The 12,925-nt window shown below is 67.0% G+C and carries 11 protein-coding genes, 1 pseudogene and 1 riboswitch; of the genes and pseudogenes, 6 read left to right on the forward strand and 6 right to left on the reverse strand.

Annotation, left to right across the window (positions count from 1 at the left end; genetic code table 11):
- Positions 1-47 precede the first annotated feature (47 nt).
- Entirely contained in the window at positions 48-728 is a 681-nt protein-coding gene (locus K0O62_RS02955; protein ID WP_234800023.1) for a phosphatase PAP2 family protein, read from the forward strand.
- On the opposite strand, the gene K0O62_RS02960 is transcribed toward K0O62_RS02955, so the two are convergent.
- Positions 682-2,124, reverse strand: a complete 1,443-nt coding sequence (locus K0O62_RS02960) for a bifunctional phosphatase PAP2/diacylglycerol kinase family protein (RefSeq protein ID WP_073855609.1) — start codon at positions 2,122-2,124, stop codon at positions 682-684. The genes K0O62_RS02955 and K0O62_RS02960 overlap by 47 nt on opposite strands.
- A 78-nt stretch (positions 2,125-2,202) precedes the next feature.
- Here K0O62_RS02960 and K0O62_RS02965 point away from each other — a divergent pair, with 78 nt between their 5' ends.
- A complete protein-coding gene (locus K0O62_RS02965; RefSeq protein WP_073855779.1) occupies positions 2,203-2,856 on the forward strand; it encodes a L,D-transpeptidase family protein in 654 nt (217 codons plus the stop codon).
- Here the strand turns inward: K0O62_RS02965 and K0O62_RS02970 are convergent, their stop codons facing one another.
- Positions 2,857-3,342 (reverse strand): nuclear transport factor 2 family protein, encoded by a 486-nt coding sequence (locus K0O62_RS02970; RefSeq protein ID WP_097933834.1) that lies wholly within the window; start codon positions 3,340-3,342, stop codon positions 2,857-2,859.
- A 91-nt stretch (positions 3,343-3,433) separates the two neighbouring features.
- Between K0O62_RS02970 and K0O62_RS02975 the strand changes: the two genes are divergently transcribed.
- Together K0O62_RS02975 and K0O62_RS02980 are read left to right on the forward strand one after the other, a co-directional pair.
- The gene (locus tag K0O62_RS02975) at positions 3,434-5,299 is read left to right on the forward strand and encodes an Hsp70 family protein (protein WP_073855610.1); all 1,866 of its coding nucleotides are present in this window, start codon (positions 3,434-3,436) and stop codon (positions 5,297-5,299) included.
- Between the two features lie 168 nt (positions 5,300-5,467).
- Entirely contained in the window at positions 5,468-6,160 is a 693-nt protein-coding gene (locus K0O62_RS02980; protein WP_073855611.1) for a VldE C-terminal domain-containing protein, read from the forward strand.
- Positions 6,161-6,342: 182 nt separating this feature from the next.
- Here K0O62_RS02980 and K0O62_RS02985 read toward each other — a convergent pair whose 3' ends face one another.
- Positions 6,343-7,644: an HNH endonuclease signature motif containing protein gene (locus tag K0O62_RS02985; protein ID WP_073855612.1), complete on the reverse strand. Its 1,302-nt coding sequence runs from the start codon at positions 7,642-7,644 to the stop codon at positions 6,343-6,345.
- Between the two features lie 217 nt (positions 7,645-7,861).
- Between K0O62_RS02985 and K0O62_RS02990 the strand changes: the two are divergent.
- Positions 7,862-8,068, forward strand: a pseudogene (locus K0O62_RS02990) (DDE-type integrase/transposase/recombinase); the annotation flags it as partial.
- A gap of 133 nt (positions 8,069-8,201) precedes the next feature.
- Here the strand turns inward: K0O62_RS02990 and K0O62_RS02995 are convergent.
- Complete coding sequence (locus tag K0O62_RS02995) at positions 8,202-8,402, reverse strand: FCD domain-containing protein (protein WP_165636962.1); 201 nt, start codon at positions 8,400-8,402, stop codon at positions 8,202-8,204.
- Positions 8,367-8,566: riboswitch (cobalamin riboswitch) on the reverse strand. Its footprint overlaps the gene before it by 36 nt.
- Positions 8,567-8,645: 79 nt before the next feature.
- The gene (locus K0O62_RS03000; protein WP_073855613.1) at positions 8,646-9,896 is read right to left on the reverse strand and encodes a hypothetical protein; all 1,251 of its coding nucleotides are present in this window, start codon (positions 9,894-9,896) and stop codon (positions 8,646-8,648) included.
- A gap of 201 nt (positions 9,897-10,097) precedes the next feature.
- Here K0O62_RS03000 and K0O62_RS03005 point away from each other — a divergent pair, with 201 nt between their 5' ends.
- The gene (locus K0O62_RS03005) at positions 10,098-10,946 is read left to right on the forward strand and encodes a glycoside hydrolase family 16 protein (RefSeq protein ID WP_073855614.1); all 849 of its coding nucleotides are present in this window, start codon (positions 10,098-10,100) and stop codon (positions 10,944-10,946) included.
- Here K0O62_RS03005 and K0O62_RS03010 read toward each other — a convergent pair.
- Positions 10,904-12,814 carry a cellulase family glycosylhydrolase gene (locus K0O62_RS03010; protein ID WP_073855615.1) on the reverse strand — a complete coding sequence of 637 codons (1,911 nt, stop codon included), beginning with the start codon at positions 12,812-12,814 and terminating at the stop codon, positions 10,904-10,906. The two genes, K0O62_RS03005 and K0O62_RS03010, sit on opposite strands and share 43 nt — an antisense overlap.
- Between the last annotated feature and the right edge of the window lie 111 nt (positions 12,815-12,925).

Raw genomic sequence — 12,925 nt, forward strand, 5'->3', positions numbered from 1 at the left:
GCGTCGGGCCGGTCCCGGGGCCCGCGAACCGGAATGGGGGAGTGTCCTTGCTGTACAGACTTTCCCCGCGTCATCCCGCCGTGCTGGCCGGCGCGATCGCGGCGGCCGCGGTATTTCTGCTCGCGTTGGCCGGGGTGCTCGCGGGCTGGACTTGGATGGTCGACGCCGACTGGGCGGTACTGGATCCGCTGTACCGGTACGGGGCGGCGCATCCGGGCTGGGTGACCGGCTGGGATGTGTTGTGCACGGTGTTCCACCCGGCGGTGTTCCGGCTGCTGGCCCTGATCTGGATCGGGTACGCCTTGATACGGCGTGAGTACCGGGTTGCGTTGTTCCTGGGGCTGACGGTGGAGTTCTCCGCGCTCATCGTCGTGTTCACGAAAGAGGTTGTGTCGCGGCCACGCCCGGCCACCGCGCTGGTGTCCGAACTGTCCTCGTCATTTCCGTCCGGTCATGCGCTCGGCGCGTCGGCGGCCGTCACGGCCGTGCTGGTCGTGGCATGGCCTGCGCTGCGCCATCAGTGGCGCACCACGGCCGTCATCGCCGGTGTGCTGATCGCGGCGGCGGTCGGCATCGGGCGGGTGGTGCTCAACGTGCATCATCCCTCCGATGTACTGGCCGGATGGGCGCTCGGTTACCTGTGGGTGGTCGCGTGCCTGCCGGTGCTGACCAGCAGCCGGTTCACGGCAGTGGACGAAACACCGGCAGCGACCGGTACCGGCTCTTGAAAGTTGCCTCCTGGCACACGATTTCCACCTCACCGTCGTGCGCGATCGGAGTCGGTCCGTCCACCGCGGTGAAGCTGAACTCGGGCACCCGTAGCTCGTGGTACAGCGGGCTGTGCACCAGCCGGCCCAGCGCCAGGGCGCCCAGTATCCGCACCGTGGCGAACCTGGGGCCGGTCTCCAGGATGCGGACGTCGATGAGGCCGTCATCCATCCGGACCCGCCGTGCCGGAGCGAAACCAGACGGCGAATACAGCGAATTGCCCAGGAAGAACAGCGAAGTCTGCACCGTCTTGTCGTCATAGCGGATGCGGACGGTGGCGTCGCTGCGCAGCGTCCGGAACAGCGCGTACGCACCGGCCAGCGGCTTGCCCAAACGGTGCTCGAGTTTCTCGCGGATCCGGACGAACTTGGGGTAGGCGCCGATACTGGCGGTGTTGACGACGGTGTCGGAGTCGTTGAACGCGATGGTGTCGACGTAGGCAGCCGACCCGGCGCGTATCGCCTCGACCGTCGCCGCGACGGTGTCGCAGCCGATGTCCTTGGCGAAATGGTTGAAGGTGCCGCCGGGGAAGACCGCGAGCGGCACTTCGGCGTCCACTGCGATCCCGGCCGCGCACGACACGGTCCCGTCCCCACCGCCGACCGCCAGCACCTCTGCGCGGTCGGCGGCGTCGCGCAGCTTGTCCTTGATGTCCTCGTGGTCAGCGATCTCGACGATCTCGCACTTCGGCAGCGCCTCCCGGACCTCGTCGAGGATGCGCTCCCCCGTACCGCTGCCGGAGTCCGGGTTCACGACCAGCACGACGCCGTCCCCTTCAGGACGCGGCCGGGTGTGGAACCGGAGTGGCTCGGACGCGGTGACCGGTGGTTCGACGATGGTCGGCACGACGGCCGCCCCGGCCAGGGCGACCGCGGTGCCGATGCCGAAGCCGGCCAGCACATCGCCGGGGTAATGCGCGCCGGTGGCCACCCGGGACAGCCCGACCAGCCCGGCCAGCACGCCGAGCCCGATCCCGAGCGGGCGGTTCTCCAGGCCCACCCCTACGGCGAAGGCGGCCGCGCTGGCCGAATGCCCGGAGGGCAACGAGTTCGATGTCGGCATCCGCCGGGAGCGCCGCAACACCGGGACCGGGGCGAAGTCCGGGCGCGTGCGCTTCCACAGGCGTTTGGCGCCCTGATTGGTCAGCACACTGGTGACGGCCACGGTGGCCAGCGCCCTGGCCGCACCGCGCCGCATCGATGGGGTGCCGGCGGCGATCAACCCCGCCCCGATCGCGATCCACAGCTTCGAGTGGTCGGCCGCCGCGGTGAGCCTGGGCATCACGGTGTCGAGCGCTTTGCTGTCGGATTCCGCAACGGCCTCGAAGATGCGCCGGTCGACCGTTCCCAATCCCATGACTACCAAAGTACGCAGAAACCACCGTGTCTAAACCTTGACTTGACCCGGGTGGGTGCGGGTGCCGACGATGGACGGATGCGCCGACTGGTCCTGCTGTTGAGCGCGCTCTGGCTGGCTTTCGGGGCATCTGCGCCCACCGTCCACGCTGCCGAAACGCCGTGGTTCGTGAACTCCGTCGGCAATGCGACCCAGGTGATTTCCGTTGTGGGCGTGGGGCCCACGACCGCGAAGATCGATGTGTGGGAGCGCACCGCGGCGGGCTGGAACCCGATCGGGGTGGGGATTCCGGCCCACATCGGGTCCAACGGGATGGGCCAGCAGATCCGCGAGGGGTCGAAGACGACACCGATGGGCGTGTTCACCCTGGACTTCGCATTCGGGACGCAGGCCAATCCCGGTGGGGGGCTGCCCTACGTGCAGGTCGGCCCGAACCATTGGTGGGATGGCGATGTCGCCAGCCCCACCTACAACACGATGCAGGTCTGTGAGAAGAAGCGGTGCCCGTTCCGCACCGACGGCGGCGGCACCGAGAACCTGCAGATTCCGCAGTACGCGCATGCGGTGGTGATGGGCGTCAACAAGGCCCGGACGCCGGGCGCCGGCAGCGCCTTCTTCCTGCACTCCACCGGTGGCGGCCCCACCGCGGGGTGCGTGGCCATCGACGATGCCACCCTGGTGAAGATCATCCGGTGGCTGCGCCCGGGCGCGGTGATCACCGTCTCCAAGTGATCAGATATTGAGGGCGCTACCGGGTTTCAGATGGAATCCGAGATTCTCCGTGGACATGGTGGCCTCGTAGGTGCGGTCGTACCCGGTGGCGCAGATCTGCCAGCCCGCGGCGGTGCGGCGGTAGCGGTCCCGGTAGAACGCCGCGCCGATGAGCATGAAGTTGAAATCCGCCACGATGACCCGGTCCTGCAGATACCAGCGACCCGAGGCCTCATCGGGTCCGTCCAGGGTGATCTCCGGGTGGTCGACGCGGTGCTCGGTGATGATGGCCGGGCCCAGCGACTGGCGCATGAACCCGACGAGTGCGTCGCGATCGGTGAAGTGCAGCACCTCGTCGCCGACCGAGGAGCCGTAATCGCCCACGACGTCCTCGGTCAGGGTGGCGGTGAAGTCGTCCCAGTGCTTGGTGTCCAGCGCACGCAGGTAGCGGTACTTGACCTGTTTGATTTCTTCGATTTCACCGAGGGTGTCAGCCATGCCCGCCATCTCAGCACAGCGTTTCGCCGATGTCCCGAACTCCGGTCATCGCGTTGTGTCCGTTCGGTCGATTTGCCGGACGGCAGTTAGGGTGGGCCCAATGACCGACCCGCTGGGGTTGTCCATCGGGACGACCAATTTGGTCGCGGCACGTGTCGGCGACCGTCCTGTCACCCGGCGCGCAGTGCTGACACTTCCCGTGCAGGGCGCGCCGGAAGTCGGCCTGCCCTCCGGGCAGCCCGGGCAGGTGCTGGCCGGATTCGTTGACCGCGTAGGTGATCCGGTACCGCTGGTGGCCTCCGACGGGTCGTCCTATCCGGCCGAGGATCTGCTGGTCGAAGCGCTGGAGGCGATGGTCGGAGTCGTCGGGGCCACCCCGTCGGCGCAGACCGCCATCGCGGTCCCCGCGCACTGGAACGCGGCCACGCTGCGGGCGCTGCGGGCGACCCTGCGTGCCAATCCGGTGCTGTCACCGGGCGGTGCGACACCGCGCCTGGTCTCCGATGCTGTCGCCGCACTGACCTCGCTGAACACCAATCCGGGGCTGAGTGCCGGCGGGCCGGTGGTGCTGGTGGACCTGGGTGGCGGCGGCACCAGCCTCACCCTCGCCGATTCCGGGGCGACCTTCGAGCCCCTGGACGAGACCACCCGGGTCGCCGAGTTCTCCGGTGACCTGATCGACCAGGCCCTGCTGACCCACGTGCTGGCCGGCATCGAGGACGCCGATCCGGGGGCGACTGCCGCGGTCGGTCTGCTCGGCGCATTGCGTGAGGAGTGCCGGCAGGCCAAGGAGAGACTCTCGGCGGCCACCGCCACCGAGGTCCCGGTGTCGCTGCCCCGCTACCAGTCGGTGGTACGGGTGACCCGCGCCGAGCTGGAGGCGCTGCTGGCCGAGCCGCTGGCCCAGGTCCTCGCCGAACTGGACGGCCTGCTGGAGCGCAACAGGCTCAGCTGGGCGGACGTCTCGGTGATCGCCACCGCGGGTGGTGGGGCCAGCATTCCGCTGGTCACCCAGCGGTTGTCCGAGCATTCGCGGCGTCCGGTGGTGAGCACCCCGCAACCCGCGTTGGACGCGGCCGTCGGTGCGGTGCTGTTCGCGGCCTACGCGGCCGAGGCCGGGGCGCAGACCGGGATGGCCCCGGCCGCCGGCGCCGACGCGCCGACCAGCATGGCGCCGCCGGTCGTGGTTCCCGACCAGTCCGGATCCTCGACCTTTCGGGCCCTGGCCTGGTCCCAGGACGACGACGCGGGTGCCGAGCCGGTGCCCTATGCCGGCCCCGACGAGTACCCGAGTCCCTACACCGGTGCCAATCCGTATCTAGCCGAGGACTCGACCCGCATTGTCTCCCAACATGTTCCGGATCCCTACGACGATGATCGCCGGGGTTTGCCCCGGCTGCCGATGGCGGTGTTCGCCGCTGCCGGCATCCTGTCCGTCGTCGCACTCGGCGGTGTGGCGATCGCGCTGACCGGTGTCTCCGAGACCGACACCCCCACTCCGTCGACCGCACCGGTCACCGGGGTGCTGACGCCGGAACCCGCTGCGCCGCCGCCGGCTGTCGAGACCCCGCCGCCGGGCATCGTCACCGTGACCGAGGCGCCGCCCGCGCCGCCTCCGCCGCCCGAATACGTGGCGCCCGAGCCGGTGGCCCCGACGTACACGACGACGACCACGCAGCCGACCACCACCACAACGACGACCACGACCACGACGACGACCACGACGACGACCACGACGACGCCGTCCACGACCACGACCACGACGACGGTGCCGACGACGACGGTGCCGACGACGACGGTGCCGACCACCACCGAACCCGACCCCCTGCCCACCACAACGGCCGAGGTCACCACGGTCGTGCCGACCACCGAGGCGCCCGCGATGCGCACCACCTACATCAATGTGCCTTTGCTGCCGCCGATACCCATTCAGGTCCCGAATCCGGGTGCGCCGGCAGTCCCGTAACCCCACGCCGACCCTTCACCTGCGCATATCAATTATTCGAAGAGTTGAGTCGCTGCGACACGCCGGGTTATAGTCACCCGAGTTAAGTCACGGATGTGTAACGACAAGCAAACGGCCGGGTCTCGGTGGTTGCTGAACGAGAAGTTCGCGAGCTCGAAGGTGTGGTGAATGCGACGACAACGAATGGCCGGTGAGCGGCTCCGGTCGTCGGCGGCGCTGGCCGTGATCGTCGCCCCGGCTGCGGTTCTCTTCTCGATCAGCCCGGATCTGGCGCCCGTCGAGACGTCCGAGCCCGTGGTCCAGGTCGCCGCTGCCGAGGTGGCTCCCGCCGCTGAGGCGATGCCGGCGGGGGTGGAGATCATCGCCGCGCCCGCAGCCTTCGCCTGGAATTCCTCCGCGGTCCCCGCAGCCGCCCCCGAGGTGACATCCGCCCAACTCGTGTCCGCCTCCCGGTGGCGTGCGGACACCCGATCGCTGATGCTGCCCAAGGGTGTCGCCACGGAGCACGGCCTACAGGTCAAGACCATCCTGGCGGCCCGCGCCATCAGCGACACGTTCCCCGAGATCCGCAGCATCGGCGGCGTCCGCGCCGACGCGTTGCGCTGGCATCCCAACGGACTCGCGCTCGACGTCATGATCCCCAACCCTGGCAGCGCCGAGGGAGTCGCGCTCGGAAACCGGATCCTCGCGTACGTGATGAAGAACGCGGGCCGGTTCAGCGTGCAGGACGTCATCTGGCGTGGCACCTACTACACGCCCAGCGGTGCACAGGGCTCCGGCGGGTACGGCCACTACGACCACGTGCACGTCACCACCCACGGTGGTGGCTACCCGACCGGCGGGGAACAGTACTTCCGCTGATCCGGTGAACGGACGAGAGCCGTGTGCTCGCTATCAAGCGTCCGCCAAACCCGTTCTAGGAGTCTGTCTTTGGGCCGGGCAGGTCGTGCTTCATCGTGGCGGGTCCGGCTCCGTAGTCTCCGCCGGTTCCCGCCGCTTGTCCGGTTCTCTGTGTAGTTGTCAAGGTGCGCTTGAGGTCTGGGTTATGCGGCGGTGGGCAGGTTGGTCAGGGTGCGGCGGGCGTGCGAGCGTAGGTGTGCCGGTTCGGGGCCTGCCGGGTCATGCGGTGGGATGAACCAGGGGTGGCGGTCCGGGCCCAAATAGACCTGCCAGCCGCCGTGGTGGATCAGGGTGTGGTGACACCGGCAGAACAGCACCCCGTTATCCAGACTCGTCACACCCCCTTCGCTCCAGGGACGAATGTGGTGGGCGTCGCACCAGGACACCGGGCGCCCACATCCGGGGAACGCGCAGCCACAGTCACGGACCGCCAACCCTTTACGAATGATGGGCGTGAATAGCCGCTCGGCCCGCCCGACATCCAGCGGTGCACCGGAATGGTCGACGATCACCGAGGTTAGGGTGCTGTCACAGGAGATCAGGTCGGCGGTGACCGAACTGACCGGCCCGGTGAATCCGAGAGTGTCGATACCGGCCGGCCGGACCAGGGTGACGTGCGGAAGTACCCCACCGGAGGTCGGGCGCTGCTGGTCTGACAGGTAGGTACGCAGCACTTGACCGAACGCATCGGCGCGGCGCCGTCCGGTCGGCCGCGGGTCCGGGGAGCCGTCCGGGAGTGGAACGGGCCGGCACAGCGGATCCAACGCGGCGAACAGTTCTTCTCCGGTGAGTACGTCGAGATCGAGGGCGGCCGCAACCCGCCCGTCATCGGTCTGCACCAGGGTCATGTCGTTGAGGTCAGTGTTTTCCGCGACCGGCACCGCACCCTCTTCTTGAGGTTGTGTGGCGGCGCGGTCGATAGCGATCGCGCGGGCCTTTTCCGCAACCTGGGCCGGGGTGGTCTGGATCATCAGCTTGGTCACGATGCTGGCCCGGTCCTCCTCCGACAGAGGGGTCCGGTTGTCGATGTGGGTGATGCCGCGCCCGACAGCGTCGACGAACTCGATACCGATCCCACCGAGACGCTGTTGTTGAGTGAGCGCGGGCAGAGTGTGCGCGGCGCGGCCCACCCGCACCAAGCGTTGCGCCGCACCCGGCGCCATCCCGAGCATGGTCAGCAGGTCGGCTCCCGAGCGCAGGTGACGCCGCGCCGGAATCCCGAGCCGCTCAGCCGCTGAGGCCGCCGAGGCGATCACGTGGTCGAGCAGGTTACGCGCGGTCACGGCGGCCACCAGCACCACGAGCAGCGGTGGTTCATCGACGATCCGCCGGGGACTGTCGAGTAGATGGAACAGCGTGCGATCAGCATCGTCGTCCGGGGTCGGAACCGGAGCGAGGTCATCGATCAACGCAGTGACGAACATGTCGAGATGGGTGGCGTCCATAACGGATACCGACTTTCACAGAAGGTGCACAACGGCACGATCAGTCAAGGCGGTTCGACCAGTCCCGCGGGACAGAAGAACCTCTCGGCGACCGGAGTCGCGGTCTGAAGCTCACCGTGAAGCAATGGGAGCAACGTCGCATTCGAACTTGTGTTCGATACTACGCCGAAAATTCGATCCCTGCAAGGGAAATGTCTCAGGACATAGGTGACAGTTCTGGCGGCGGTTCGCCTACCTGGTCCCGAATGTGTGCTGGCAACTCGACGCCACCCAGTACGTGCTCAGCGGCGGACGCACATGCGTGATCTTTCAACTCATCGACGACCACTCCCGCTACGCGCTGGCCTCTCACTTCGCAGCCAGCGACACCGCCAAAGACGCAATCACCTTGCTGGGCAGGGCTATCGCCGCGCAAGGGGTTCCTTGGCCGAACTCCAAGCCGAGGTGGACGCCGATGTCCTGAGGTGTCACATCGACTTTCGGCAAGTGCCATTTCGCGGGACATCAATGCGGCCTCTGGTCGCGAGACCCGCGTCCGGCGGCGAGCCTCGGCCGCGCTAGTTTTCCCGGCGTGCCGCCAGCCACTCGGCCAGCGATCGCCCGGCGTCCAGCACGTGACGTTCCGCGATCGCTCGCGCGGTCTCGGCATCGTGCTCGCCCAGTGCATCCAGCAATGCCTCATGCTCGTCGAGGGAATGCCGTTCGATGCGCCGCCGGGCGCGGCGCACCCAGCACAACTGGCAGGTCTTCGGACTCACAGGCGCACACCGAGGTGTTCCTACTGGCCGTCGCTTCCCGATGCGCACGCATCAGTGCCGTTGACGGCGGTCGTTCCTGCTCACCGCTGCGGGACAGTCCCGGATTCTCACCGGGTTCCCTCTCGCGATGCGGTCGTCGCCGACCACATCGCTCGATGCCTGCAACGTAGAACGCACGCTCCAGGCAGACCAGCTGCACCTGACAGGTTACCGGTCAGGCCGCTGATACAGCGGCCCAGGTGACTACTGGGAGTCGCCGGAGCCGGAGGATTCCGACTTGGCGGATCCACCGTTGTCGGAACCCGACTTCGGGCCCGACTCAGCGTCCGACTTCGGGTCGGAGTGGGATGACGAGCCGCGGCCGGTCAGCTTCTTCACGGTGTTGTGGACTCCGGCTCGGAAGTCCTTGATGCCCTGACGGATTCCGGCTGCCGGGTCCACCTTCGCGGGCTTCGTCGGGTTGATGGTCCCGGCAGCGGTGGACGCGTCCTCGCCGACGGTCTCGGGATCAACCTCGGCTTCGGGTGCCGCGGTGTCCCCGGTAACGGGGCCTTCGGCGGCGGATTCGGCGGTCTCAGGCGTCTCGGCTGCGGTCTCTGATTCCGTGCTGATCGCCTCCACGGCGGTTTCCACCGTGGACTCGACGATGGGGGCGGTGGCCGGATCGATGACCGAAGAGTCGGTAGCGGCGGCGTCATCGGCGGGTTCGGTGACCAGGCTGACCAGGTTCGCATCGGCATCGGGGAGCGTCGTCGTAACGATATCGTTCGGCACGATGTCGTTCGGTGTCTTGATGTCGCGGACCCGCGGCGGCTTTCCCCACGGCGTGAGCAGACCCGGAGCCGGAATGTACGTACCCTCCTGGCCCTGCAGGATCGGACCGAGATCGCCGTAACCGCCGAACAGCAGACCGTCGATCACGTGGAACGGCGCCCGGACAATCGCCTCGATGAACGGCTCGATACGCAAGGTCGTCATCGAGTAGAAGATCTCCGAGTGGGCCATCCCGGCGCCACCGATCGCGCTCAGCAACGGACCGACCAGGCGGACGAACGCGTACTCGATGAACTCAGGTATCTGCCGGATCTGGTCACCGAGCACGGGAAGATTTCGGGCGACGGCCTCGGCGATCGCATCGTTGAGCGGACCGACGATCAAAGGCGCGATCGGAGCCAGGAAAATGTCACTGACCAGGGCGTAGTTCCAGTGCAGCAGGTCAGCGTCGGGCCAGTGCTCGTGAACCGTCCACCACAGGTCAGGGGCTTTTCGGGTGAGGCCGTCGACGCTCTGCTCCACCGCAGCGCGGGCGCCGTCGGCGATCAGGCGCAGATCCTGGACGAAACCGGCCGGCATCACCTCTGCGGTCACGACGCGCGGCGTGTCGATCATCGGCTGGGCTTGCGGAGTGATCATCACCGGTGTCAGGGCAATGGCGCCGGCACTGGCCAGGGCCACACCGGTGTTGATGGTCTGTCGAAACACCTTGTTGGCCACGGATTCAGTTACTCCTGCGTCGATGAGGGCAGTCTGCCGATGCGAACGCTAACCGAGGCCGCGTCGAAAGTGCGGGCTCCCTTCCGCCGGGTCGCGACCGATCGGCGATTGTGTAGATACGCGCGAAACCCCCGTCGTCTCGTTTATGGTTCGGCTGTGCCTGATTTTGATCGCCCTGCATTCGACCGCCGTAGTGCCCTGATGATCCTGGGCCTGGGAGCGGCGGCAGCCGCATTACCGGCCCAGGCAGCCCACGCGGAGCCGCTCCCAGGTGATCTTCCCCCCGGACCGGCGCCGGGACCCGGTGGCCCGGCTCCCGCGGCGGCCGCTCCGGTCATGCTGTTCCAGGATGAGTTCAACGGTCCGGCCGGTTCACCGCCGAACCCGGCCGCCTGGTTCATCGTCCCGGAGCGCGAAACCATCCGGAACCCGCACGAGTGGGACAAACCGTTCAACATGGGTCGCTACGTCACCGATCAGGAGCACGTCTTCCAGGACGGCAACGGCAACCTGGTCATCCGCGCGACCCGCGGCGAGGGCGCGAACATCCAGGAGAAATACGCCGGCGCGAAGATCGTCGGAAACTGGCGCGGCGGGGTCGGCACGACCTGGGAGGCACGCGTCAAACTGGACTGCCTGACCGACGGCGCCTGGCCGGCGTTCTGGTTGGTCAACGACAACCCGGTCCGCGGCGGTGAGGTCGATCTCATCGAGTGGTACGGCAACCGGGACTGGCCGTCCGGCACCACCGTGCACGCCAGGCTGGACGGAACCCAGTTCCAGACCGACAAGCACCCGGTCGACAGTGACTGGCACACCTGGCGGATGACCTGGAAGCCGGAGGGCATGTACTTCTGGAAGGACTATGAGCCGGGTATGGAGCCGTTCTTCACCGTGGCGGCCAACTCGTTGCCGGACTGGCCGTTCAACGACCCGGGTTTCACCATGGCGCCGGTGTTCAACATCGCCGTCGGTGGTTCGGGCGGCCGGGAGCCCGCAGGCGGCACCTACCCGGCAGAGATGCGGGTGGACTGGATCCGGGTGTTCTGATCCGCGTCGTCGCCTGCCGACTCGTCAGATTTCTGGTCGGTTGACGCCGCGTTTCCGGCCGTGGCCGACGAGTCGGTCTCGGCGTCCGCGGCGGACGCGCTCTCCAGTTCGTCCCTGTCCTCGTCGGCCTCATCGGTGGTGGTGAGATCTGGTTGTTCGCCGGGTCCCGGCTCGGTGATCTCGAGTTCGTCGTTTTCGAGGATCTCCCGATCCGGTTCGGCGGCGACGGTCTCGTCGAGTTCCGTCTCGTCCGGCCGGGTCTCGTCCAGCTGTGTCTCGTCCACCGCGGATCGGACGACTTCGGATTCTGCGACCGCGGTCTCGGCCTGCTCGGAGGCATCTGCGCCGACATCTGAGATGCCGGTCTCGACGGGCTCGGGCGCACCGCTGTCGGAGGTCGCCGGCTCATCGAGCGTCGACGCTGTCACCGTGGCCGCCATCCGGCTCTGTGCAGGTGCCGACTCCTCGTTGCCGAAGCACTCCTGGATCGTGTCGACCACCCAATTCACCGAGTTGACAACGGCATCGGCAATCCCGTGCACGACCCACGAGGTGAGGTCCACGATGCCCTGCACCACTTTCACCGTCACATCGGCGATGGTCTTGACCACCCACACCGTGGCGTCGATGACCGCATCCACCACGTCGACAACGAGATCGACGACTCCGTTGATCACGGCAACGGTGGCGTGGGCGAGACCGCGGATGAGGTTATTGATGGCGTCGAGGATGGGGTGGTCGGGCTCCACGGGGCCCAGGCTCGCGATGAAGTCGCGGATGACCTGGACGGCCGGTTTCTCGTCCCAGTCGGTCTCGAATATGCCGAAATTGTCCTGGTGTTCTGATGTTCCGGTCTCGAGATCGCGCGTCGAGTAGATGAAGATCGGACCGGTGCGGTCCTCCTTCTGCCAGTTCTTCAGGAAGTCCGCGATGAAGTCGGCCTGCTTCTGATACATGACGGCATCGGACGGCGCGGTGGGAAGGCCGTATTCCGTGGCCCAGATCTTGAGGTCGGTATCGCCGTAACTGTCCATCATGGCGCGCATCTCGCGAAGTTGCAGGAGCGGCGATTCGCGTTGGTGTTCCTGGTCCGAGAACTTCATGTCGTTCTTGTACGGGTGGAACGAGATCGCGTCGAAGAAGCCGTGGGCGCCAGCGGCATACATGCCCGCGAGGTAGTCGGTCGGATTCATCAGGAGACTGCCACTGCTGAGGTTGACGCCCGAACCGAGCACACCGGCGACCACGGTGATGTCGTCGTCGGCGTCGTCAGGATCGTCATGTGCCTTGATCTGGTCGTAGGCCGCTTTGAGCATGTTGGTGTAGCCGGCCGGATCGACGGGATTGAGGAACGGTCTGCCGTTGGGCTCGTTCCAGATCTCGATGGCAGAGATCTTGCCCTCGTACTTCTCGGCGACCGCCCCCGCGAAGTCGCCGAACTTCGTCGGGTCCGGCATCCCCGACATCGGCAGGGTGTTGTCCGGGTCCAGCCGGGCCCAGCCCGGGGTTTCATGCAGGACAGCCAGGATGCCCATGCCGCGCCGGTGAGCCTCGTTGATGACGTAGTCGATGTTGTTGTTATCCCAGGAGAATTCGCCGTTCTCCAATTGTGTCGAGAGCCAGGAGATTCCCACGCGCACGTTCTGGACGCCGATGGCCTGCATCATATCCAGCTGTTTGTTGACCAGGCCGATGTCGTCGAGCCGCATGAGATTGGAATCCGCCAGTCCGACGGTTGTCGGTGACTCGTCGATGGCGGCAACCAGCTCGACGACGGCCTGGGATGAGGAGCGTAGCTCGATCGGTACGCGTAGTTCGGTGGTGGTGCACACCGTGGCGAGAGCGATGAGAGCGGTGGTGGCGAACATGCTTTGCCGGTGAACGGACCTGCGTCGCTGCCTGCCCATGCCGACTCCCGCTTCGCAGAAATAGCTGTGAAAAGCCATGTGGACCCGACGATAGCAAAGCATTGTCCTGAT

The sequence above is a fragment of the Mycolicibacterium diernhoferi genome, from assembly GCF_019456655.1.
GTDB lineage: Bacteria > Actinomycetota > Actinomycetes > Mycobacteriales > Mycobacteriaceae > Mycobacterium > Mycobacterium diernhoferi.

Coding starts and splice junctions, on each gene's coding strand:
- K0O62_RS02960 (WP_073855609.1), bottom strand. CDS start 2,124: ATGGGATTGGGAACGGTCGACCGGCGCATCTTCGAGGCCGTTGCGGAA.
- K0O62_RS02965 (WP_073855779.1), top strand. CDS start 2,203: ATGCGCCGACTGGTCCTGCTGTTGAGCGCGCTCTGGCTGGCTTTCGGG.
- K0O62_RS02970 (WP_097933834.1), bottom strand. CDS start 3,342: ATGGCGGGCATGGCTGACACCCTCGGTGAAATCGAAGAAATCAAACAG.
- K0O62_RS02975 (WP_073855610.1), top strand. CDS start 3,434: ATGACCGACCCGCTGGGGTTGTCCATCGGGACGACCAATTTGGTCGCG.
- K0O62_RS02980 (WP_073855611.1), top strand. CDS start 5,468: ATGCGACGACAACGAATGGCCGGTGAGCGGCTCCGGTCGTCGGCGGCG.
- K0O62_RS02985 (WP_073855612.1), bottom strand. CDS start 7,644: ATGGACGCCACCCATCTCGACATGTTCGTCACTGCGTTGATCGATGAC.
- K0O62_RS03005 (WP_073855614.1), top strand. CDS start 10,098: ATGATCCTGGGCCTGGGAGCGGCGGCAGCCGCATTACCGGCCCAGGCA.
- K0O62_RS03010 (WP_073855615.1), bottom strand. CDS start 12,814: ATGTTCGCCACCACCGCTCTCATCGCTCTCGCCACGGTGTGCACCACC.